Here is a 21,949-nt window from a genome sequence, read left to right on the forward strand (position 1 = left end):
CCCCCCCCCCCCCCCCCCCCCCCCCCCCCCCCCCCCCCCCCCCCCCCCCCCCCCCCCCCCCCCCCCCCCCCCCCCCCCCCCCCCCCCCCCCCGCTTCCGCCGTCAGACCACGGGCGTGAAATCTCTCGCGCCGATGAACTCCGGCCTGCGCACCGGTGCGGCGAACGGTTCCACCGCCGCGTTCTCCACGCTGTTGAAGACGATGAAGACGTTGCTGCGGGGGAAGGGCGTGATGTTGTCGCCGGAACCGTGCATGCAGTTGCAGTCGAACCACGTCGCCGAGCCGGCCGGGCCGGTGAACAGCTTGATGCCGTGCTGCTCGGCGAAGCCGGTCAGGGCCTTGTCGGAGGGCGTGCCCGCCTCCTGCATGCGCAGCGACCGCTTGTAGTTGTCGCGCGGCGTCTCACCGGCGCAGCCGAGGAACGTCCGGTGCGAGCCGGGCATGATCATCAGCCCGCCGTTGGTGTCGTGGTTCTCGGTGAGGGCGATGGAGATCGAGACGGTCCGCATGCGCGGCAGCCCGTCCTCGGCGTGCCAGGTCTCGAAGTCGGAGTGCCAGTAGAACCCGGTGGCGCCGAAGCCGGGCTTGACGTTGATCCGGGACTGGTGGACGTAGACGTCCGAGCCGAGGATCTGCCGGGCCCGGCCGACCACGCGGGGGTCCCGCACGAGCGCGGCGAAGACCTCGCTGATGCGGTGGACCTCGAAGACCGAGCGCACGTCCTGCGACTTCGGCTCGATGACCGAGCGCTCGTCGGCCCGTACGGCGGGGTCGGCGATGAGCCGGTCGAGCTCGGCGCGGTAGCGGGCCACCTCATAGGGGCCGAGGAGCTGATCGACCGTCAGAAAGCCGTCGCGGTCGTAACCCTCCAGCTCCGCCGCGCCGATCGGCCCGGGGGCGTCGGGGCCGGACCAGACGACGGGGTCCTGGCGGGGGACGGACACCTCTTGGGCGCCGCGGGTGGGGTAGAGGTCTTCGGCCGTGGCCGTCATGTCAGCCCTCCTCCGTGAGCAGCGGGTAGACGCCGTTCTCGTCGTGGTCCTCCCGGCCGGTGACCGGCGGGTTGAAGACGCAGACGCAGCGGAAGTCGGTCTTGGGGCGCATGGTGTGCTTCTCGTGGCCGTCCAGCAGATACATCGTGCCGGGCGTGATCCAGTGCTTCTCGCCGGTCTCGTCGTTGGTGAGTTCGGCCTCGCCCTCCACGCACAGCACTGCCTCGATGTGGTTGGCGTACCACATGGAGGTCTCGGTCCCGGCGTAGAGCGTGGTCTCGTGCAGGGAGAAGCCGACGCGCTCCTTGGCGAGGACGATGCGCTTGCTCTCCCAGGTGCCCGACTTGGCCTTGACGTGCCGGTCGGTGCCCTCGATGTCCTTGAACGAGCGGACGATCATGGTGGTGCTTCTTTCTGTCTGGTTTCTGTCTGGTTTTCTCTGGGGGCGGGTCCGCGGGATGCCGCTCAGGCGGTCTCGCGGACCGCGCGGGCGAGGATGCGCAGGCCCTCGTCGAGGTCCTCGGGGGAGATGGTCAGGGCCGGGAGCAGCTTGACGACCTCGCTCTCGGGGCCGGAGGTCTCGATGAGCAGGCCGAGTTCGAAGGCGCGCGCGGCGACGGCGGACGCCCGCGCGCGGTCGGTGAACTCCAGGCCCCAGACCAGGCCCCGGCCGCGGTACCGCCCGCCCAGGGCGGGGTGCTCGGCGCAGATCGCGCGCAGCGCCTGCTCGACCTGCTCGCCGCGGGCGAGGGTCTGCTTCTCCGTCTGGCCGTCGGTCCAGTAGGCGTTCAGGGCGGCGGCCGCGGTGACGAAGGCGGGGTTGTTGCCGCGGAAGGTGCCGTTGTGCTCGCCGGGCTCCCAGAGGTCGAGCTCGGGCTTGAAGAGGGTGAGCGCCATGGGCATGCCGTAGCCGCCGATGGACTTGGAGAGGGTGACGATGTCGGGCGTGATGCCCGCCTCCTCGAAGGAGAAGAAGCCGCCGGTGCGGCCGCAGCCCATCTGGATGTCGTCGACGATGAGCAGCATGTCTCGCCGCTCGCACAGCGCGGCGAGCGCGCGGAGCCACTCGGGGCGCGCGACGTTGATGCCGCCCTCCCCCTGCACGGTCTCGACGATCACGGCGGCGGGGGTGTTGAGGCCCGAGCCCTGGTCCTCCAGGAGCCGCTCGAACCACAGGAAGTCCGGGACCTGCCCGTCGAAGTAGTTGTCGAAGGGCATGGGCGTGCCGTGCACCAGCGGGATGCCGGCCCCGGCGCGCTTGAAGGCATTGCCGGTGACGGCGAGCGAGCCCAGCGACATGCCGTGGAAGGCGTTGGTGAAGGAGACGACCGACTCGCGCCCCTTGGCCTTGCGGGCCAGCTTGAGCGCCGCCTCCACGGCATTGGTGCCCGTCGGGCCGGGGAACATCACCTTGTACGGCAGGTCGCGCGGGCGGAGCACGACGTCCTGGAAGGTCTCCAGGAAGGCGCGCTTGGCGCTCGTCGCCATGTCCAGGCCGTGGGTGACGCCGTCGCGTTCGAGATAGTCGAGCAGGGCGCGTTTGAGCACGGGGTTGTTGTGGCCGTAGTTGAGCGCCCCGGCGCCGGCGAAGAAGTCGAGGTAGGTGTGGCCGTCCTCGTCGTACATCCGGCTGCCGTGGGCGCGGTCGAAGACGGCGGGCCAGCTGCGGCAGTAGCTGCGCACCTCCGACTCCAGGCTCTCGAAGACGCTCAGTGCGGGCGGGGTGATGGTCACAGCACACTCCAGGAAGGACGGGGGTGGTGGCTCGGGGGTGGTCAGGCCGCGAGGGGGCCGATGCGGTGCAGCACCTCGGGGGCGTGGCCGCCGTCGGGGAACAGGCCGCCGTCGAAGAGCACCTCGCGCTCCACGGGCGCGCCGTGGCGCTCGGCGAAGGAGGCGAAGAGCCGGTTGGACGCGGTGTTGTCGGGCGTGACGGTGGTCTCGACACCGCGCACGCCCAGCTCCCGGGCGACCCGGGCGACGAGCCCGTCCAGCAGCGCGGCGGCCAGGCCCCGGCCGCGGTGCGCGTGGTCGACGGCGACCTGCCAGACGACGAGGGTGTGGGGCCGGTCGGGGCGGATGTAGCCGGTGACGAAGCCGGCCGGCTCCCCGTCGGCGCCGCGGGCCACGGCCGAGGTGGCGGCGAAGTCGCGGCACCACAGCAGATAGCTGTACGAGGAGTTGAGGTCCAGCGCCTTCGAGTCACGGGCGATCCGCCAGATCGCGGCCCCGTCCTCGACGCGCGGGCTGTCGAGCGTGAGCCCCTCCGGCATTTCCGGGAATTCACTGCGGGCACGTACAAGGTCTGCTTGTGCGGCGGTCATGCGGAGTGAATTTACCGAGGTGAATCGAAAAATGCATGGGGGTGTGGTCTTCACCGGGGCGGCTTCACGTGTTATCGCGCGAGTGGGCGGGCGCGCGAGCCGCCCCGAAACGACGCCCATTTGTCGGCTATTACCGGACACTCCGGGCGGATTTGTGGGGTCGGTCACAGGAAAGACCCACCCGCTCGGGCGTCAATAAAATTTATGCGTTTAGGGTCAGGCCATGGGGGCAGGCGAAGGCAGGGAATTTGCATTCACTTATATCCGGAGGGAAATCGGGACCGCGGACCGCACCGAATCGAATACCGCTCGCGGACCGGCGTGAGAAGTGGCACTCCGGCGGCCCGCCGCACCGCGCGGGGCCCCGAATACAGTGACCCCATGAGCGACAGCGAAGTGCTGCACATCAAGGGACGCGTGCTCACCGGCCCCGACCCCGACCGCGGAACGCGCGACGAACTGTGGGCCGTGGGCGGCCGGATCACCTTCGACCGCCCGGCGGGGACACGCGAAGTCACCACCCTCGAAGGCTGGGTGCTCCCCGGCCTCGTCGACGCCCACTGCCATGTGGGACTCGACGCCCACGGTCCGGTCGACGAATCGACCAGCGAGAAGCAGGCGTTGACGGACCGCGACGCCGGCGCTCTGCTGCTGCGGGACGCGGGCTCCCCCTCCGACACCCGGTGGATCGACGACCGCGAGGACCTGCCGCGGATCATCCGCGCGGGCCGCCACATCGCCCGTACCCGCCGCTACATCCGCAACTACGCGCACGAGATCGAGCCCGAGGACCTCGTGGCCTATGTGGCGCGCGAAGCGCGGCGCGGGGACGGCTGGGTCAAGCTCGTCGGCGACTGGATCGACCGCGAGACGGGCGACCTGTCCCTGTGCTGGCCGCGCGGCGCGGTGGAGGCCGCCATCGCCGAGGCGCACCGGCTGGGGGCGCGGGTCACGGCGCACTGCTTCGCCGAGGAGTCCCTCGCGCCGCTGGTGGAGGCGGGCATCGACTGTGTCGAGCACGCCACCGGGCTGACCGAGGAGACCATCCCGCTCTTCGCCGAGCGGGGCGTGGCGATCGTGCCGACGCTGGTCAACATCGCGACGTTCCCGGCCCTCGCGCGGGGCGGCGAGGCGAAGTTCCCGCGCTGGGCGGACCACATGCGCCGCCTGCACGCGCGGCGCTACGAGACGGTGGGCGCGGCGTACGACGCGGGCATCCCCGTCTACGTCGGTACGGACGCGGGCGGGTCCCTGGCGCACGGCCTGGTGGCCCAGGAGGTCGCCGAGCTGGTCAAGGCGGGGATCCCGGCGACGGCCGCGCTCGCGGCGGCCTCCTGGGGGGCGCGCTCCTGGCTCGGCCGCCCCGGCCTGGAGGAGGGCGCCCCCGCGGACCTGGTGATCTACGACAGCGACCCGCGCGAGGACGTCAGAGTGCTGGGTGCTCCGCGGCGGGTGGTGCTGAGGGGGAAGGTGATCCGCTGAGCGGCGGCCTCGACCGTCGGCGTGGGCGAACTGCCCCCCGGACACGGGCCGTCACACCACGTGAGCCGCAGGGACCGGTCGGCGCCCGTACACCCCACCCGCCGCCCCCGGGCGCGGCCCGCGCCCGGGGGCAGGGCTCAGCTCGCCGACGCGCAGTCGTACACCACAGCGGCCAGGCGGAGCGTCTCCGGGGCCGCGCCGCCGGGGAAGGCGAAGCGGCGGCGGTTGTAGCCGAAGGCGAGGGCGCGGCTGGGGTCGGCGAAGGCCACCGAGCCGGCCGCGCCGTTGTGCCCGAAGGACCGCCCGCCCAGGAACGGGAAGGTGTCCGAGACCGCCGAGAAGCCCAGTCCGAAGGCGCTGTGCTGACGCAGGACCAGATCGTGGCCGACCGAGTGGACCTGCGCGAACTCGGCGGCCGTACCGGGCGTGAGCAGCGGCTCCTTGCCGTCGACGGTGCTGATGGCCGCCGCGTAGAGCCGGGCGAGGCCGCGCGCGGAGGCCATGCCGCCGACGGAGGCGGGGCCGCCCGCGCGGACGACACGGGAGTTGGGCAGCGACTCCAGCACGGTCGGCACGGCGTGGTTGAGGTTGAACGCGATGCCCTTCAGGCTCTCCGGCCCGCCGGCGACCTCCAGCAGGGCGCGCTTCTGCTCGGGCGTCGGGTCCATCGGCAGGGTGTCCAGCACCCGGTGCTCCTGGTCCTCCGGCAGGCCCATGTAGAAGTCGATGCCGTACGGCGCGCGGATCCGCGTCTCGTAGAACTCCTGCATGGTCAGCCCGGTCACCCGGCGGACGACCTCGCCGGTGAGGGCGCCGATGACCAGGCCGTGGTAGCCGAAGGCGGCGCCCGGCCGCCAGTGCGGGCGCTGCCCTGCCAGCCGCTCGGCTATCACGCGGTCGTCGGCGAGCTCCTCCAGGGTGAGCCCGCCGTCGACGCCGGCCAGGCCCGCGCGGTGGGCGAGCAGCTCGCGCAGCGTGATGCGCCCCTTGCCCTCGGCGGCGAACTCGGGCCAGTAGTGGCTCACTTCCCGGTCCAGGTCGAGGGTGCCGTCCTGCACGAGCATCGCCACGACGAGGTGGGCTGCGCCCTTGGTGGAGGAGAAGACCCCGGTGAGGGAATCGGCCTCGATGCCGGGGCCGCCCCACAGGTCGACGACCTGACGGCCGTCCACATAGGCGGCGAGCTGCGCCGAGTGCCCCGCGCGCTCCTCGGCGAGGGACGCCTCGAACTCCTCACGCACAGCTTCGTAGCCCTTGGCGACAGTCCCCTGGGCGGTGACGCCGTTCGACATGTGTGTGCTCCTCGCGGATCGGGATGAGCGGATCTTGTGTCGGTGTGGAGCAGCGCGGGGCGCCGGGATATTCCGCTGACCTGGGAAAAGGCATGTTCTTCCGGCCAATCGGGGGGACTTGACCCCGTACGTCCCCCTCCCTACCGTGACCGCATGCCGACCTCTCGCACCGTCCTCCTCACCGGCGCCGCCGGAGGCATCGGCACCTTCCTGCGCGAGCTGCTCCCCGGACACGGCCACCGGCTGCGGCTGTTCGACCGGCGCCCGGTCGAGGGCGAGCCGGACGCCGTCACGGCCGAGCTCCACGACGACAAGGCGCTGCGCGCGGCCATGGCGGGCGCCGACGCGGTCGTCCACCTCGCGGGGATCCCGCTGGAGGCGCCCTTCGAGGAGATCCTGCGCTCCAACATCGAGGGCACGTACCGCCTTTACGAGGCGGCGCGGCTGGAGGGCGTCCGGCGGGTCGTCCTCGCGTCGAGCAACCACGCCGTCGGCTTCACCCCGGTCCCGGCCGGGGGCGCGCCCCCGGTCCCCGTCACGACGCCGCACCGCCCGGACACCTTCTACGGACTGTCCAAGTGCTTCGGGGAGGACCTCGCCGCCCTCTACTGGCACCGGCACGGGATCGAGTCGGTCTGCCTGCGCATCGGTTCCTGCTTCCGCGCGCCGCGGTCCGCCCGCATGCTGGCCACCTGGCTGAGCCCCGGCGACTGCGCCCGGCTGACGCACGCCGCGCTGACGGCGGAGGGGGTGGGGCACACCGTGGTGTACGGCAGCTCCGCCAACACCCGCCTGTGGTGGGACCTGTCCGGCGCCCGCGCGCTCGGTTACGAGCCGCTGGACGACTCGGAGCCGTACGCCGCCGAGCTCCTCGCGGCGGAGGACGGGGGCCCGCGGCCCGGCGACGCCTGGCTCGGCGGCCCCTTCTGCACGGACGACCCGCCCACGCTCACGCCCTGACGGCGGCGGGCGGGAATCCGACGTTCGGTAATGGAACCGCAAAGCGCGGCCACTCGTTACCCGGGACATGACCGCTATGACACCTGGCTCGAACATCCCACTGGCCGTCACGCGCGTGACGGTCGACGTCACCGCACCGGTGCGGCTCGACGTTTCGGGCCTGCTGCTCACCGCCGACGGCAAGGTGCGCTCCGACGACGACTTCGTCTTCTACAACCAGCCCAGCGGGCCGGGTGTGACCCATCGCGCCGCGTCCGCCGGCACGCCCGACTCGATCACCGTGGACACCGGCGCGGTGCCGGACGGCATCGAGAAGATCGTGGTGACGGCCAGCCCGGACGCCGCGGGCGCGACCTTCGCGGGCACCGAGCCGACCGCGACGGTGCGCAGCGCGGACGACGGCTCCGTGCTCGCCACGTTCACCCCGCCGCGGCTGGGTTCGGAGACGGCGCTGGTGGTCGTCGAGGTCTACCGCCGGGCCGGTGCGTGGAAGGTGCGCGCGGTCGGCCAGGGTTACGCCAACGGCCTGGCGGGCATCGCCACGGACTTCGGCGTGAGCGTGGAGGAGCCGGCCGCCGCCCCGGCGCGGCCCGTCGCCCCGCCGGCCGCGCCGCCCGTGCCCGCGCAGGCCCCGCCCGCCGGCCAGTGGGGCGCCCCGGCCGCTCCCCCGGCCCCCGCCGCGCCGCCCGCCTTCCCGCCCGCGCCCGGGAAGATCAACCTCGACAAGGGCCGCGTCAGCCTCCAGAAGAACCAGACGGTCTCCCTCGTCAAGGGCGGCAAGCCGCTCGCCCAGTCGGTGCGGATGGGCCTCGGCTGGGAGCCCGCGTACGGCAGCCGCGCCATCGACCTCGACGCCTCGGTGATCGCCTACGGCCCCGACCGCAACATGATCGACGCCTGCTACTTCGGCAAGCTCCAGATCCTCAACGGCGCGATCCAGCACTCCGGCGACAACCTCACCGGCGAGGGCTCGGGCGACGACGAGTCGATCACCGTGCACATGGAGGGCCTGCCGCCCGAGGTGACCGGCCTGGTCTTCACCGTCAGCTCCTTCAACGGCCAGAAGTTCACCCAGGTCGCCAAGGCGTACTGCCGCCTGCTCGACGCCCGTACGGGTGAGGAGCTGGTGCGCTTCGACCTGACGGGGGCCGAGCCCAGGACGGGCGTCCTGATGTGCAAGTTCATCCGCCAGTTCTCGGGCGAGTGGGAGATGACGGCCCTCGGGGAGTACGTGAAGTCAAGGACGGTGCGCGACCTGGTCAAGCCCGGCGCCCAGGCCCTGTGACACCCCCGTCGGCAGCCCGGCGAGGCGGGCCAGCCGGCGGTAGGAGGCGAGCAGCGCCACCCGGTCGTGGGAAGCGGTGGTGACCAGCACCTCGTCGGCGCCGCTGCGCTCGATCAGCGAGTCGAGCGCGGCGGCCACCTCGTCCTCCGTGCCGTGGATGTGGCCGCGCAGCCCGGCCTCGTAGAAGCCACGCTCCCGGTCGGTCATGGACAGGGAGTCGATCTCCTCGGCGGAGGTCAGCGGCGGGAAGACGCCGCGCGTACGGGAGTAGGCCAGCGCCCACGCCTCCGGCATCAGCAGGCGGCGGGCCCGTTCGGTGCTCTCCGCCACGGCCACATTGCCGGCGACGACGACGTAGGGGCGCTCGCGCAGGGCCGAGGGGCGGAAGGCGGCGCGGTAGCGGTCGATGGCGGAGAGCATCCTCTCCTCGCCGGTCAGGCCGCCGATGACCAGGGCCGCGCCCGCCTCGGCGGCCAGCTCGGCGCCCGCTCCGTTGGCGAGGACGAACATGGGCACCCGCAGGCCCTCCGCCGGGCGGGCGTGCACCTCGGGGTGGGCGCGGGCGCCGCCGGTGAAGTAGGCCGTGAGCTCGGCGAGCTGCGCGCCGAAGTCCCCCATGGCGTCCTTGTCCGTGCCGAGCGCCCGGCGGATGCCGTCGGTGAAGCCCACGGAGCGGCCCAGGCCCATGTCGATCCGGCCCGGGAAGAGGGACTCCAGCACGCCGAACTGTTCGGCGACCACCAGGGTGCGGTAGTTGGGCAGCATCACCCCACCGGTGCCGACGCGGATGCGGGAGGTCGCGGCGGCGACGGCCGCGGCCAGCACGGTGGGCGCGGAGCCTGCCACTCCGGGCACGCTGTGGTGCTCCGAGACCCAGAACCGGTGGTAGCCGAGCGCCTCGGCCTCGCCCGCGAACCGCACGCTCTCCCGCAGCGCCTCCCCCGGCTCATGGCCCTGCCGGGTGCGGGAACGGTCGAGGACGGAGAAGGGCGTGTTCCGTATGCGGGCGGTGGTCACCCTTGTGTCAACGCTGCGGCGGGCGGGTGATTCCCGCGGCCTTGGGTGCGGCGCCGCGGGCGCACGATCATGTGCACCACATCCAGCCCGTCCGGCGTTTGGGGACAACGCGGCGAAGCCGTGTCGCGGGGCCCGGGGCGGAGCCCCGCGACGGCGCCGGGCCCGCCCACGGACACGGACCCGCTAGCGCCGCGACCTGGCCTTGAACGCCGCCTTCCGCGCTTCCTTGGCCGTCTTCTTGTCCGGGTGCAGGCGGCCCATCGCCTCCAGGACGTCCGCCGTCGCCGGGTGGTCCACCCGCCACGCCGAGTCGAAGAAGCCGCTGTGCCGGCCCACCAGGTCCGTCACCAGGTCGCGCAGCTCGTCCGAGTCGCCGTCGGCCGCCAGCTGCGCGGCGATCGTGTCGACGGTCAGCCAGAAGACCATCGTCTCGTCGGGCTCGGGGATGTCCGCCGCGCCGTGCTCGGCGAGCCAGACCCGGGCGAGGCCGCCGAGCTCGCGGTCGTCGAGGACCTCGCGCAGCGCGGGCTCCGCCTCCGGGCCGAGGAGGGAGAGGGTCTGCTGGCAGGACAGCCGGCGGCGCGGCGCCTCGTCGTCCGCGCCGCGCGCGGCGGCGACCAGCTCACGGGCGGCGTCGAGCGGCGCGCGGCGGGCCAGCCACAGCTCCGTCTCGGCGCGGGCGGCCGCGCCGGGGTGGCCGGGCAGCGCGGCGAGGAGGACGTCGGCGCTCTCCTCGGCCAGGTCGCCGACGGCCGGGGCGTCGATCCCGGCCTCGAGCATCCGGGTGCGTACGGCGTGGACGCCGAGCGGGGTGAGGGTGACCAGGCCGTAGCGGCTGACGTCCTCGTCCTCGGGGCTGTCGGAGTCCACCCCGTCGACGGACTCGCGGATGTGCCCCTCGCCGTCGACCTCCTCGATGAGGGCCTCGTCGACCGGCTGGTACGCCACGATCCCGGTCGCCGCGAGCATCCGGAACTGGTCGTCCAGGCGCATCATCGCGTCGGAGACCTCTTCGAGGACGTCGTCGGTCGGCTCGTCCATGTCATCAGGAACGATCATGGAGGCGGCGAGCGCGGGCAGCGGCACGGGGCGCTCGGCGGCGCTCTCGTCCAGCGCGGTCAGCAGATAGAGGTTGCCGAGGACGCCGTCGAGGAAGTCGGCCTCCTCCTCGGGGTTCCAGTCGAGGGAGTCGAGGTCGATGTCCCCGCCCTCGGAGATCCGGTCGACGATGTCGCCGAGATCGGGGGCCGCGGCGTCGGCGAGGACGGTCTCCACGCCGCCGAGCCAGAGCTCCAGGATGTCGGCGGGGCTGCCGGAGGTGAGGGTCTCCATCTCCTCGCCCACGGTGGCGATCTCGGAGGGCTCGTCGGGGTCGGCGTCCGCGGGCTCGTCGGTGAGGACGGGTGCGGCCTCCACCAGTCCGGTGTCCAGCGCGTGCTGCCACGCCTCGGCGGCGTACGCCGGGCCGTCCTCGTCGCCGGTGAGGCCCAGCAGCTCGGTGGCGGTCCGCAGCTGCTCGGCGAGCAGCTCACCGCCCGCTCCGGCCGGGATGCCCTTCTCGCCGGCCCAGCGGGCGAGCCGCGCGGCGCGTGTCAGCAACGGCGTGGACAGCGCGTCACGCGCGAGCTCCGCGTCGGAGTGAAGCCGCACCGGCGGCATGGTCGGGCGGTCTCCGGACATCAGGGGGGTCATCTCCTCGTCGTGGAACAGGCCGCGCCGCGATCGCCCGGCGCGCGATGACCAAGCGTAGACGGGTTTTCACCGGTGCCGCCCGGTTCATCGCCCCCTCGGCTGCCGTACACCTGCGCAACCTTGACAACTGCCTTGACCGGCCCGGGCATTGACGCGCGTAGATCCACCCGGCGCGCTCGCACACCCCTCCCGGCCGACCGCTTCCGGCGGGACGACGGGGAATCCAAGGGCGCGTCCAGCGAAAGGGAGACCGGTCTGCGGATGCCGAGCCGAACTCCGTAGCGCTGCTTAGGGATTGCGACGAGAACATTTAAATGGACCTGAACGGCCGAAGGGGCCAGACTCCGGGGACACCACCAGTACCGGAGAGTGACACGATGACCAGCAGCCCCTTCGGCCGCACCGTCTGCGCGATGGTGACCCCCTTCACCCCCGACGGCGAGCTCGACCTCGACGGGGCCCAGCGCCTCGCCGACCACCTCGTCGGCGCGGGCGGCTGCGACGGCCTGGTCCTCAGCGGGACCACGGGCGAGGCTTCGACGACCACGGACGCGGAGAAGTCCGCGCTGGTGCGGGCCGTGGCCGAGGCCGTCGGCGGGCGGGCCCGGATCACGGCCGGCGTCGGGTCCTCCGACACCCGGCACACGATCGCGCTGGCACGGGCGGCGGAATCGGCCGGGGCGCACGGCGTGCTGGTGGTCACGCCGTATTACAGCCGGCCGCCGCAGGAGGACGTCGAGGAGCACTTCCGCACGGTCGCGGACGCGGTCGGGGTGCCGGTGATGCTCTACGACATCCCGGGCCGGACGGGCACCCGGATCGAGCCGGAGACGATCCTGCGGCTCGCGGAGCACCCGCGGATCGCCGGGGTCAAGGACTGCGCCTACGACCTGCTCGGCAGCTCGAAGGTGATCGCCGGGAGCGGGCTCGCCTACTACTCCGGCGTCGAGGAGCTGATTCTCCCGCTGCGCGCGGTCGGCGGCGTCGGCTGCGTCAGCACGGTCGCCAATGTCGCGGGCCCGGCCGTGGCGGCGGTCCTGGACGCGTACGACCGGAACGACACGGCGGAGGCCACGCGCCGCCACCAGCGGCTGCTGCCCCTGGTCCAGCCGATGATGGCCGCCGGCCTGCCCGGCACGGTCACGGCGAAGGCCCTGCTCGGCGCCCTGGGTCTGCCGGGCGGCCCGGTCCGGGCACCGCTGCGGGCGGCGTCCCCGGACCGGGTGAGGGAACTTCTGGCGGCCTATGAGACCGCCGTCAGCCCGTGACGGGAACCGTCAGTTGTGGCTGTGCAGCGCCTCGTTGAGCCCGCCCCAGGAGCCGGAGCGCGGCAGGGCCTCGACGCGGCCCGTCGTGGAGTTGCGGCGGAAGAGGAGGTTGTTCACGCCGGAGAGGTCCAGCGCCTTGACGACCTCGCCGTCCGGCAGCGTCACGCGCGTGCCCGCCGTGACGTACAGACCGGCCTCGACGATGCAGTCGTCGCCCAGCGCGATGCCGATGCCCGCCTCGGCACCGAGCAGGCAGCGCTCGCCGATGGAGATGATCTGCTTGCCGCCGCCGGACAGGGTGCCCATGATCGACGCGCCGCCGCCGATGTCGGAGCCGTCGCCGACGACGACGCCCGCGCTGATCCGGCCCTCGACCATGGAGGTGCCGAGCGTGCCGGCGTTGAAGTTGACGAAGCCCTCGTGCATGACGGTGGTGCCGGGCGCGAGGTGCGCGCCGAGGCGGGCCCGGTCGGCGTCGGCGATGCGGACGCCGGAGGGGGCGACGTAGTCGGTCATGCGCGGGAACTTGTCGATGCTGGTCACCGACAGGTGCAGGCCCTCGGCGCGCGCGTTCAGCCGGACCTTCTCGACCTCATCGACGGCGACCGGGCCGAGCGAGGTCCAGGCGACGTTCGCGAGCAGGCCGAAGATGCCGTCCAGGTTCTGGCCGTGCGGCCGGACCAGGCGGTGGGAGAGCAGGTGCAGGCGCAGGTAGGCGTCGTGCGCGTCGAGCGGCTTCTCGTCCAGCGAGGCGATGACCGTACGGACGGCGACGACCTCGACGCCGCGGCGCGGGTCCGGGCCGGCCGCCTTGAGGGCACCCTCGCCCAGCAGCTCCACGGCGCGCTCGGCGGTCAGCCGCTCGGTCCCGGCCGGGCCGGGCTCGGCGACCAGCTCGGGGGCCGGGAACCAGGTGTCGAGGACGGTGCCGTCCGCGGTGATCGTCGCGAGGCCGGCGGCGACGGCGCCGGAGGTGAGGGAAGCTGCTGCATCGGTCATGGTCGAAAGCTAACCGGACACAGCCGCTCAATGCGAACCGGTCCCCTCGCCGGTCGCCGCGGGCGGGCGCACGCACGGTGGCGGCGCCCTCACCCTCCGGCGGATCGAGTTGGGGCTATATTGACCAATTCCAAGGCGAACGCTGGCAGTTGTCGACCGTATGGTCTGCCGCATGTCCCCCGAACCCGCGCGGAAGCCGGCGCTGCCGGTGCTTCCCTACCGCAAACCCACCCCCGGCCGGGACTACTGGGTGCTGGACGACGTGCTGCCCGGCGTCGACGCCGTGCGGGAGCGCTGTCTCGCGAAGGACGACTGGGTCGAGGGGTATCCGCACAAGCCCGAGAGCTGGCCCGGCCTGCGGACCATGCCGGGGCTGGAACCGGACGAGCTGGACCGCGTGGAGCGGCTGGTGCGCAAGGCGACCGGCGCCCGGCGGATCTGGAAGGAGACGGCGCCCGGCGGCGGGACGCTCAACCACAACTGCGTCCAGGTCGTGGGCGCGGGCGAGTCCGAGCCCCGTCCGCACACCGATTCGCGCTCCCTGTGCCGCTACGCCGCGGTGCTCTACCTCAACCCCGGCGTGCCCAAGGACTGCGGCACCAGCTTCTACCGCCAGCAGCTGCCCGGTGGCAGGCTCGGCGGCAACATGGTCACGGCGCCGCACAACAACCTCGTCGACGCCCTGGGCACCCGCTTCGTCCCGCCGGACTCCTTCACCGAGGACGTACGCGTCCCGCACCGCTACAACCGGCTGCTCCTCTACACCGCCAACATGATGCACAGCGCCACCGGCTACTGGGGCAGCACCCTGGAGGACAAGCGCATGACGGCGGTCTTCTTCTGGATGGCCTGACGCCCGCCGTACGGCCCCGGTGGCACGATGGCCGCATGAACCGCATGCCGTCCGAGTCACTGCCGCACGCCCGCACCTTCATGGGGTGGCCCCCGGCCGGCTCCGTCTGGGGCCGTCACACCGCGGCCGTACGGCGTGACGTGGCCGCCGTCGCCCGGGTGATCGCGGAGTACGAGCCGGTGGTGCTGCTCGCGGGCCCCGGGGACGCGGAAGCCGCCCGCGAGGCGTGCGGCGGCGCGGCCGGGATCGCCGCCGTGCCGGTCGACGACCTGTGGCTGCGGGACTCGGGCCCGGTCTTCGTCACCGGGCCGGACGGCGGGCCCGCGGGCGTCGACTTCCGCTTCAACGGCTGGGGCGGCAAGCAGGACCACCCCCGCGACGGCCTGGTGGCCCGGCGGCTGCTGGAGGAGTACGGGGTACCCAGGATCGAGGCACCCTTCGTCGCCGAGGGCGGCTCCCTGGAGACCGACGGGGAGGGCACGCTGCTGGTCACCGAGAGCTCGCTGGTCAACGACAACCGCAACCCCGGCCGCTCCCGCGCCGAGATCGAGGGCGGCCTGAAGGAACTGCTGGGCGTCACCGAGGTGATCTGGCTGGAGGGCGTGCGCGGCGAGGACATCACCGACTGCCACGTCGACGCCCTGGCCCGCTTCGCCGCGCCCGGCACCGTCGTGCTCAGCGGCCCGCCCGCCGGGGCGGCACCCGACGTGTGGAGCCGGGTGCACGAGCGGGCCCGTGCGGTCCTGGAGCACGCCACCGACGCCCGCGGCCGGTCCCTGGAGATCGTCGACCTGCCCGAGGCCGACCCCGCCGAGCTCGGCGAGCGGGGCGAGGACTTCCTCGGTTCCTACGTCAACTACTACGTGGCCGACGGCGCCGTGATCCTGCCCCGCTTCGGCGACCGGCGCGCCGACGAGCGCGCCGCGGCGGTCCTGCGCGATCTCCACCCCGGCCGCGAGGTGCGCGCCGTGGAGATCCCCACGCTCGCCGAGGGCGGCGGTGGCATCCACTGCGCCACACAGCAGCAGCCCGCCACCTGACCGGGTCGGGTGACGGGCTGCCGCCGAGGCGGAAAAGCGCGGTCTCAGACGTTGAAACCGAGCGCCCGGAGCTGCTCACGGCCGTCGTCCGTGATCTTGTCCGGACCCCACGGCGGCATCCAGACCCAGTTGATCCGGAGCTCGTTGACGATGCCCTCAGTCGCGGACCGCGCCTGGTCCTCGATCACATCGGTCAGCGGGCAGGCCGCGGACGTCAGCGTCATGTCGAGGGTGGCGATGTTGGCATCGTCGATGTGGATGCCGTAGATGAGGCCGAGGTTGACGACGTCGATGCCCAGCTCGGGGTCGACGACGTCGTACAGCGCCTCGCGCACCTCCTCCTCGGAGGCCGGCTTCGTCGTCACGTCCACGTTCTCACTCATGCGGTCTTCCCTTCGGACAGCGCCTTCGCCGTCGCGTCCTTCCACGCCATCCAGCTGAGCAGCGCGCACTTCACCCGGGCGGGGTACTTCGAGACGCCGGCGAACGCGACCGCGTCCTCCAGCACCTCCTCCATCGCGTCGTCCGGCTCGAGGCGGCCCTTGGACTGCATCAGCTCCAGGAAGGTCTCCTGGATCCGGCGGGCCTCGGCGAGATCCTTGCCGACCAGCAGCTCGTTGAGGACCGAGGCGCTGGCCTGGCTGATGGAGCAGCCCTGGCCCTCGTACGAGACATCTTCGATCGTCTCGCCGGAGAGCCGGACCCGCACGGTGATCTCGTCGCCGCACGTCGGGTTGACGTGGTGCGCCTCGGCGTCACCCGGCCGCAAGCCCCGCCCGTGCGGGTGCTTGTAGTGGTCCAGGATGACGTCCTGGTACATCGAATCAAGCTTCACAGTCAGCAGCCTCGATCGTCAGCCGAAGAAGTTCCGTACGTGCTCCAGGCCCTCGACCAGCGCGTCTACCTCGCCGGGGGTGGAGTACAGATAGAACGACGCCCTGGTGGTCGCGGGAATTCCGTACCGCAGGCAGACGGGCCGCGCGCAGTGGTGTCCCACGCGGACCGCGATGCCCTGCTCGTCGAGCACCTGGCCGACGTCGTGCGGGTGGATGTCCCCGAGGGTGAAGGAGATCGTGGCCCCGCGGTCCTCGGCCGTGGTGGGGCCGATGATGCGCAGGTCGGGGACCTCCCGGAGCCTGCGCACCGCGTATTCGGTGATCGCGTGCTCGTGGCGGGCGATGTTCTCCATGCCGATCGCCGAGAGGTAGTCCACCGCGGCGCCGAGGCCGACGGCCTGGGCGATCGGGGGCGTACCGGCCTCGAACTTGTGCGGCGCGGGAGCGTAGGTGGAGGAGTGCATCGAGACGGTCTCGATCATCTCGCCGCCGCCGAGGAAGGGCGGCAGGTCCTCCAGGAGCTCCTGGCGGCCCCACAGGACACCGATGCCCGTCGGCGCGCACATCTTGTGGCCGGTGAAGGCCACGAAGTCGGCCTGGAGCGCCTGGACGTCCAGCACCATGTGCGGGGCGGCCTGGGAGGCGTCCACGACGACGAGCGCGCCGACCTCCTGGGCGCGGCGGACGATCGCCTCGACGGGGTTGACCGTGCCCATGATGTTGGAGACCAGCACGAAGGAGACGACCTTGGTCTTCTCGGTGATGATCTCGTCGATGTTGGACAGGTCGAGCCGGCCGTCGTCGGTGAGGCCGAACCACTTCAGCTTCGCGCCGGTGCGCTGCGAGAGCAGCTGCCACGGCACGATGTTGGAGTGGTGCTCCATCTCCGTGATGACGATCTCGGTGTCGTGGTCCACGCGGTAGGGCTCGTCGGCCCAGCCGAGCATGTTGGCCACGAGGTTGAGCGACTCCGAGGCGTTCTTGGTGAAGATCACCTCGTCGCGGCTCGGGGCGTTGATGAAGGCGGCGACCTTGTCGCGCGCGCCCTCGTACAGCGCCGTGGCCTCCTCGGCGATGGTGTAGACACCGCGGTGGACGTTGGCGTTGTGGCGCTCGTAGTACGCGTTGAGCGCGTCGAGCACCTGGCGCGGCTTCTGCGAGGTCGCCGCGGAGTCCAGGTACACGATCTTCTTGCCGTCGTGGACCGTGCGGTCCAGGATCGGGAAGTCCTTACGGATCGCCTCGGTGTCGAGGAGCCCCGGCAGTATCGTCACGCGGTTGCTCCGCCCTTCGTCTGGTAGGCCTCGTAACCCTCGTTCTCCAGCTTGTCGGCGAGCTCGGCGCCGCCGGACTCGACGATGCGGCCGCCCGAGAAGACGTGGACGAAGTCGGGCTTGATGTAGCGCAGGATGCGCGTGTAGTGCGTGATCAGCAGGGTGCCGACCTCACCGGTCTCGCGGACGCGGTTGACGCCCTCGGAGACCTGGCGCAGCGCGTCGACGTCCAGGCCGGAGTCGGTCTCGTCGAGGATCGCGATCTTCGGCTTGAGGAGCTCCAGCTGGAGGATCTCGTGGCGCTTCTTCTCACCGCCGGAGAAGCCCTCGTTGACGTTGCGCTCGGCGAAGGCGGGGTCCATGTTGAGGCGCTCCATGGCCTCCTTGACCTCCTTCACCCAGGTGCGCAGCTTGGGGGCCTCGCCGCGGATCGCGGTGGCGGAGGTGCGCAGGAAGTTGGAGACCGAGACACCGGGGACCTCGACCGGGTACTGCATGGCGAGGAAGACACCGGCGCGGGCGCGCTCGTCGACGGACATCTCGAGGACGTCCTCGCCGTCGAGGGTGACGGTGCCACCGGTGATCGTGTACTTCGGGTGCCCGGCCAGGGAGTACGCCAGGGTCGACTTGCCGGAGCCGTTGGGGCCCATGATGGCGTGGGTCTCGCCCTGCTTCACGGTCAGGTCGACGCCGCGCAGGATCTCCCGCGGGCCGTTCTCGGCCTCGACGGAAACGTGCAGGTCGTGGATCTCAAGCGTTGCCATGGGGAACTCAGGACTCCTGGGTGACGGAGACGAGCACGTCGTCCCCTTCGATCTTGACGGGGTATACGGGGACGGGGCGCGTGGCGGGCAGGCCCGAGGGCTTGCCGGTGCGCAGGTCGAAGCTGGAGCCGTGCAGCCAGCACTCGATGGCGCAGTCCTCCACCTCGCCCTCGGAGAGCGAGACGTTCGCGTGGGAGCAGATGTCGTTGATGGCGAACACCTCGCCCTCGGTGCGGACGAGGGAGACCGGCGTGCCGTCGATCTCGACCCGCTTGGGGGTGTCCTCCTCCAGCTCGCTCAGGGCGGCCACCTTCACGAACGCGCTCATGCCACCGACGCTTCCAGCTCGGCCTCGATCTGGGCGATGAGGCGCTCCTCCAGCTCGGGGATGCCGATCTGCTGGACGAGCTCGGCGAAGAAGCCGCGGACGACCAGCCGGCGGGCCTCGTCGGCCGGGATGCCGCGGGCCATCAGATAGAAGAGCTGCTCGTCGTCGAAGCGGCCGGTCGCCGAGGCGTGGCCGGCGCCGACGATCTCGCCGGTCTCGATCTCCAGGTTGGGCACGGAGTCGACCCGGGCGCCGTCGGTGAGGACGAGGTTGCGGTTGAGCTCGTAGGTGTCCGTGCCCTCGGCCGCGGCGCGGATGAGGACGTCGCCGATCCACACCGCGTGGGCGCCGTCGCCCTGCAGCGCGCCCTTGTAGGCGACGTTGCTGCGGCAGTGCGGGGTGTCGTGGTCGACGAAGAGGCGGTGCTCCTGGTGCTGGCCCTCGTCGGTGAAGTACAGGCCGTAGAGCTCGGCCTCGCCGCCGGGGGCGGCGTAGACGACGCGGGGGTGGAGGCGGACCAGGTCGCCGCCGAAGGTGACGATCACGGACTTGAAGGAGGCGTCGCGGCCGACCAGCGCGGTGTGCTGCGCGGCGTGCACGGCGGTGCCGTCCCAGTCCTGGATGGAGACGACGGTGAGCTTGGCGCCGTCGCCGATCAGGTACTCCACGTTGGCGGCGAGGGTGGCGTCGCCGGTGTGGTCGAGGACGACGACGGCCTCGGCGAAGGCGCCGAGCTCGACGACCTGGTGGCCGAAGGCCACGCCGCCCTCTCCGTGCACGGAGACGCGGATGGGCTCGGTGAGCACCGTGTCCTTCGGCACCGAGACGACCGATGCCTTCTCGAAGGAGCTGTACGCCTGGGCGGCGACGCGGTCGACCGGCTTGCCGGCGCGGCCGAGGCGGGCGTCGTCCCGGCCGACGGTCTCGACGGTGACACCCTCGGGGGCGCTCACCTCGACCTTGACGCCGCCGCCGTCCGCCACCGCGGTGCCGTCGTGCAGACCGCGGAGGCGCTCCAGCGGGGTGAACCGCCACTCCTCCTCGCGGCCGTGCGGCACGGGGAAGTCCGCGACGTCGTACGAGGCGGGGGCGCTGACGCGCGCGTCGATGGGCTGCTGGGGCCCGCCCACCTGGATGGCGCCGTCGGTCGTGCTGCCGGCGGGAGTGTTGTCAGCCATGGCTGTCGTCGTGCTCTCTTCCTGTCACAAAGGGGTCGCTGCGGGGTGGGGGCGGCCGTCAGCCGACCGCGCCTTCCATCTGCAGCTCGATCAGCCGGTTGAGCTCCAGGGCGTACTCCATGGGCAGCTCACGGGCGATCGGCTCGACGAAGCCGCGCACGATCATGGCCATGGCCTCGAACTCCGTCAGGCCGCGGCTCATCAGGTAGAAGAGCTGGTCGTCGCTGACCTTGGAGACGGTCGCCTCGTGGCCCATGGAGACGTCGTCCTCGCGGACGTCGACGTAGGGGTAGGTGTCCGACCGGGAGATGGTGTCCACCAGCAGGGCGTCGCAGAGCACGTTCGACTTGGAGCCGTGGGCACCCTCGCCGATCTCGATCAGACCGCGGTAGGAGGTGCGGCCGCCGCCTCGCGCCACCGACTTGGAGACGATGTTGGAGGAGGTGTTCGGCGCCATGTGGACCATCTTCGCGCCGGCGTCCTGGTGCTGGCCCTCGCCGGAGAAGGCGATGGAGAGGGTCTCGCCCTTGGCGTGCTCGCCCATCAGGTAGACGGCCGGGTACTTCATGGTCACCTTGGAGCCGATGTTGCCGTCGACCCATTCCATGGTCGCGCCCTCATAGGCCACGGCCCGCTTGGTGACCAGGTTGTAGACGTTGTTCGACCAGTTCTGGATGGTCGTGTAGCGGCAGCGGCCGCCCTTCTTCACGATGATCTCCACGACGGCGCTGTGCAGCGAGTCCGAGGAGTAGATCGGGGCGGTGCAGCCCTCGACGTAGTGCACGTAGGCGTTCTCGTCGACGATGATCAGCGTGCGCTCGAACTGGCCCATGTTCTCCGTGTTGATACGGAAGTAGGCCTGGAGCGGGATGTCGACGTGGACGCCCGGCGGGACGTAGATGAAGGAGCCACCGGACCACACGGCGGTGTTCAGCGAGGCGAACTTGTTGTCGCCGACGGGGATCACCGTGCCGAAGTACTCCTGGAAGATCTCCGGGTGCTCCTTGAGCGCGGTGTCGGTGTCCAGGAACAGGACGCCCTGCTCCTCCAGGTCCTCGCGGATCTGGTGGTAGACGACCTCCGACTCGTACTGCGCGGCGACACCGGCGACGAGGCGCTGCTTCTCGGCCTCCGGGATGCCCAGCTTGTCGTAGGTGTTCTTGATGTCCGCGGGCAGGTCCTCCCAGGTGGCGGCCTGCTTCTCGGTGGAGCGGACGAAGTACTTGATGTTGTCGAAGTCGATGCCGGAGAGGTCGGAGCCCCAGGTCGGCATGGGCTTCTTGTCGAAGAGCCGCAGGCCCTTCAGACGCAGCTTGAGCATCCACTCCGGCTCGGACTTCTTGGCCGAGATGTCGCGGACGACCTCCTCGGAGAGGCCGCGCTTGGCCGCGGCGCCGGCCACGTCGGAATCGGCCCAGCCGTATTCGTACGTGCCCAGGCCTTCGAGCTCAGGGTGGGCAGTCTCCGTGGGGAGAGTCATGCGGGGTTCCTCCCGGCCGTGCTGGCGGATGCTGTGGTGGTCTTGGTGGTGCGCTGCTTCTCGCTCTGCGGGCTGCCGCGCGGGATGAACGTCGTGCACACCCCGTCGCCGTGGGCGATGGTGGCAAGACGCTGCACATGCGTCCCGAGCAGGCGGGAGAAGACCTCGGTCTCCGCCTCGCACAGCTGCGGGAACTGCTCGGCGACATGGGCGACCGGGCAGTGGTGCTGGCAAAGCTGTTCGCCGACCGGAGCGCTACGCGCCGTAGCAGCGTACCCGTCTTCGGTCAATGCCCTGGCAAGGGCCTCCGCGCGGGATTCCGGCGCGACGGCCTCCAGGGCCCTGCGATACCCCTCGGCCTGGGCGGCCATCCGGGCGCGGGCGAAGGCGGCGACAGCCGCCTCGCCCATCTCACCGCCGCCGGCGGCCTGCGCGATCCAGCGCAGGGCGTCGCCGGCGAGCTTGTCGTATGCCTGGTCGAAGGCGTCGCGGCCGCAGTCGGTGAGCGCGAACGCCTTGGCGGGGCGGCCGCGCGTGCGCGCGCCGTAGACCCGCTTCTCGCGGGGCTCGACGACGCCCTCGGCGACGAGGGTGTCGAGGTGGCGGCGGACCGCGGCCTGCGTCAGCTCCAGGCGCAGGGCCAGCTCGGCCGCGGTGGACGGGCCGTGGTCGAGGATGGACCGGGCGACGCGGTTACGGGTGCCGCGCTGCTCGTCGTGAACGCGCTCCTCGTCGCGCGCGGGCGCGGGAGCAGACGCGTGAACCCCGGCGGCCGTCCCGGCCGTGGGGTCCTGCGGAGCCTCGCTCGCGTATTTCACAACACCATTGTTGCGTAATTACGGGGATCCGGACAAGCCTCACCCGGACCGGCCGCCGGTGGCCTC

The 21,949-nt window shown here is 71.8% G+C and carries 22 protein-coding genes; 6 read left to right on the forward strand and 16 right to left on the reverse strand.

The window, feature by feature from the left end; genetic code table 11:
• Positions 1–102 precede the first annotated feature (102 nt).
• The 4 genes from thpD to ectA form a co-directional block, all read right to left on the reverse strand.
• Complete coding sequence (gene thpD / locus ACZ4A5_RS00005; RefSeq protein WP_467576268.1) at positions 103–993, reverse strand: ectoine hydroxylase; 891 nt, start codon at positions 991–993, stop codon at positions 103–105.
• Position 994: 1 nt separating this feature from the next.
• Complete coding sequence (locus ACZ4A5_RS00010) at positions 995–1,393, reverse strand: ectoine synthase (RefSeq protein ID WP_467576271.1); 399 nt, start codon at positions 1,391–1,393, stop codon at positions 995–997.
• A gap of 65 nt (positions 1,394–1,458) precedes the next feature.
• Complete coding sequence (gene ectB / locus ACZ4A5_RS00015) at positions 1,459–2,727, reverse strand: diaminobutyrate--2-oxoglutarate transaminase (RefSeq protein ID WP_467576273.1); 1,269 nt, start codon at positions 2,725–2,727, stop codon at positions 1,459–1,461.
• 41 nt (positions 2,728–2,768) lie between these two features.
• Positions 2,769–3,317 (reverse strand): diaminobutyrate acetyltransferase, encoded by a 549-nt coding sequence (gene ectA / locus ACZ4A5_RS00020; protein WP_467576275.1) that lies wholly within the window; start codon positions 3,315–3,317, stop codon positions 2,769–2,771.
• Positions 3,318–3,698: 381 nt separating this feature from the next.
• On the opposite strand from ectA, the gene ACZ4A5_RS00025 reads away from it, so the two are divergent.
• Positions 3,699–4,799 carry an amidohydrolase family protein gene (locus tag ACZ4A5_RS00025; protein WP_467576278.1) on the forward strand — a complete coding sequence of 367 codons (1,101 nt, stop codon included), beginning with the start codon at positions 3,699–3,701 and terminating at the stop codon, positions 4,797–4,799.
• Positions 4,800–4,936: 137 nt separating this feature from the next.
• Here the strand turns inward: ACZ4A5_RS00025 and ACZ4A5_RS00030 are convergent, their stop codons facing one another.
• Positions 4,937–6,091, reverse strand: coding sequence for a serine hydrolase domain-containing protein (locus ACZ4A5_RS00030; protein ID WP_467576282.1), 1,155 nt, complete (start codon positions 6,089–6,091; stop codon positions 4,937–4,939).
• A 153-nt stretch (positions 6,092–6,244) separates the two neighbouring features.
• Between ACZ4A5_RS00030 and ACZ4A5_RS00035 the strand changes: the two genes are divergently transcribed.
• Together ACZ4A5_RS00035 and ACZ4A5_RS00040 are read left to right on the forward strand one after the other, a co-directional pair.
• Positions 6,245–7,051: an NAD-dependent epimerase/dehydratase family protein gene (locus tag ACZ4A5_RS00035; RefSeq protein ID WP_467576284.1), complete on the forward strand. Its 807-nt coding sequence runs from the start codon at positions 6,245–6,247 to the stop codon at positions 7,049–7,051.
• 76 nt (positions 7,052–7,127) lie between these two features.
• On the forward strand, positions 7,128–8,336 hold the full coding sequence (locus ACZ4A5_RS00040) for a TerD family protein (RefSeq protein WP_467576287.1): 1,209 nt from the start codon (positions 7,128–7,130) through the stop codon (positions 8,334–8,336).
• Here the strand turns inward: ACZ4A5_RS00040 and ACZ4A5_RS00045 are convergent.
• Both ACZ4A5_RS00045 and ACZ4A5_RS00050 read right to left on the reverse strand, forming a co-directional pair.
• Positions 8,289–9,353: an MsnO8 family LLM class oxidoreductase gene (locus tag ACZ4A5_RS00045; protein ID WP_467576290.1), complete on the reverse strand. Its 1,065-nt coding sequence runs from the start codon at positions 9,351–9,353 to the stop codon at positions 8,289–8,291. The genes ACZ4A5_RS00040 and ACZ4A5_RS00045 overlap by 48 nt on opposite strands.
• Positions 9,354–9,536: 183 nt before the next feature.
• The gene (locus ACZ4A5_RS00050; protein WP_467576293.1) at positions 9,537–11,033 is read right to left on the reverse strand and encodes a hypothetical protein; all 1,497 of its coding nucleotides are present in this window, start codon (positions 11,031–11,033) and stop codon (positions 9,537–9,539) included.
• A gap of 389 nt (positions 11,034–11,422) precedes the next feature.
• Between ACZ4A5_RS00050 and dapA the strand changes: the two genes are divergently transcribed.
• Positions 11,423–12,313 (forward strand): 4-hydroxy-tetrahydrodipicolinate synthase, encoded by an 891-nt coding sequence (dapA, locus tag ACZ4A5_RS00055; RefSeq protein WP_467576297.1) that lies wholly within the window; start codon positions 11,423–11,425, stop codon positions 12,311–12,313.
• Between the two features lie 9 nt (positions 12,314–12,322).
• Here the strand turns inward: dapA and dapD are convergent, their stop codons facing one another.
• Positions 12,323–13,312: a 2,3,4,5-tetrahydropyridine-2,6-dicarboxylate N-succinyltransferase gene (gene dapD, locus ACZ4A5_RS00060; RefSeq protein ID WP_467576300.1), complete on the reverse strand. Its 990-nt coding sequence runs from the start codon at positions 13,310–13,312 to the stop codon at positions 12,323–12,325.
• A 172-nt stretch (positions 13,313–13,484) separates the two neighbouring features.
• Between dapD and ACZ4A5_RS00065 the strand changes: the two genes are divergently transcribed.
• Both ACZ4A5_RS00065 and ACZ4A5_RS00070 read left to right on the forward strand, forming a co-directional pair.
• Positions 13,485–14,165, forward strand: coding sequence for a DUF6445 family protein (locus tag ACZ4A5_RS00065; RefSeq protein WP_467576303.1), 681 nt, complete (start codon positions 13,485–13,487; stop codon positions 14,163–14,165).
• Between the two features lie 35 nt (positions 14,166–14,200).
• A complete protein-coding gene (locus tag ACZ4A5_RS00070) occupies positions 14,201–15,205 on the forward strand; it encodes an agmatine deiminase family protein (RefSeq protein WP_467576306.1) in 1,005 nt (334 codons plus the stop codon).
• Between the two features lie 44 nt (positions 15,206–15,249).
• On the opposite strand, the gene ACZ4A5_RS00075 is transcribed toward ACZ4A5_RS00070, so the two are convergent.
• The 8 genes from ACZ4A5_RS00075 to ACZ4A5_RS00110 are packed head-to-tail and all read right to left on the reverse strand — an operon-like array spanning position 15,250 to position 21,883.
• The gene (locus tag ACZ4A5_RS00075; RefSeq protein ID WP_366006555.1) at positions 15,250–15,588 is read right to left on the reverse strand and encodes a metal-sulfur cluster assembly factor; all 339 of its coding nucleotides are present in this window, start codon (positions 15,586–15,588) and stop codon (positions 15,250–15,252) included.
• Entirely contained in the window at positions 15,585–16,040 is a 456-nt protein-coding gene (sufU, locus tag ACZ4A5_RS00080) for a Fe-S cluster assembly sulfur transfer protein SufU (protein WP_467576310.1), read from the reverse strand. Before sufU ends, ACZ4A5_RS00075 begins: the two co-directional genes overlap by 4 nt.
• A gap of 18 nt (positions 16,041–16,058) precedes the next feature.
• Positions 16,059–17,315 (reverse strand): cysteine desulfurase, encoded by a 1,257-nt coding sequence (locus ACZ4A5_RS00085; protein ID WP_467576313.1) that lies wholly within the window; start codon positions 17,313–17,315, stop codon positions 16,059–16,061.
• A complete protein-coding gene (gene sufC / locus ACZ4A5_RS00090; RefSeq protein ID WP_467576315.1) occupies positions 17,312–18,079 on the reverse strand; it encodes a Fe-S cluster assembly ATPase SufC in 768 nt (255 codons plus the stop codon). The genes ACZ4A5_RS00085 and sufC overlap by 4 nt, the downstream gene beginning before the upstream one ends.
• 7 nt (positions 18,080–18,086) lie before the next feature.
• Entirely contained in the window at positions 18,087–18,407 is a 321-nt protein-coding gene (locus tag ACZ4A5_RS00095) for a non-heme iron oxygenase ferredoxin subunit (protein WP_106679508.1), read from the reverse strand.
• Positions 18,404–19,585, reverse strand: a complete 1,182-nt coding sequence (sufD, locus tag ACZ4A5_RS00100) for a Fe-S cluster assembly protein SufD (RefSeq protein ID WP_467576318.1) — start codon at positions 19,583–19,585, stop codon at positions 18,404–18,406. The genes ACZ4A5_RS00095 and sufD overlap by 4 nt, the downstream gene beginning before the upstream one ends.
• 58 nt (positions 19,586–19,643) lie before the next feature.
• A complete protein-coding gene (gene sufB, locus ACZ4A5_RS00105; RefSeq protein WP_361527921.1) occupies positions 19,644–21,065 on the reverse strand; it encodes a Fe-S cluster assembly protein SufB in 1,422 nt (473 codons plus the stop codon).
• Positions 21,062–21,883: a helix-turn-helix transcriptional regulator gene (locus ACZ4A5_RS00110; RefSeq protein ID WP_467576322.1), complete on the reverse strand. Its 822-nt coding sequence runs from the start codon at positions 21,881–21,883 to the stop codon at positions 21,062–21,064. Before ACZ4A5_RS00110 ends, sufB begins: the two co-directional genes overlap by 4 nt.
• Between the last annotated feature and the right edge of the window lie 66 nt (positions 21,884–21,949).

This window comes from Streptomyces sp. NPDC025618, assembly GCF_055558795.1.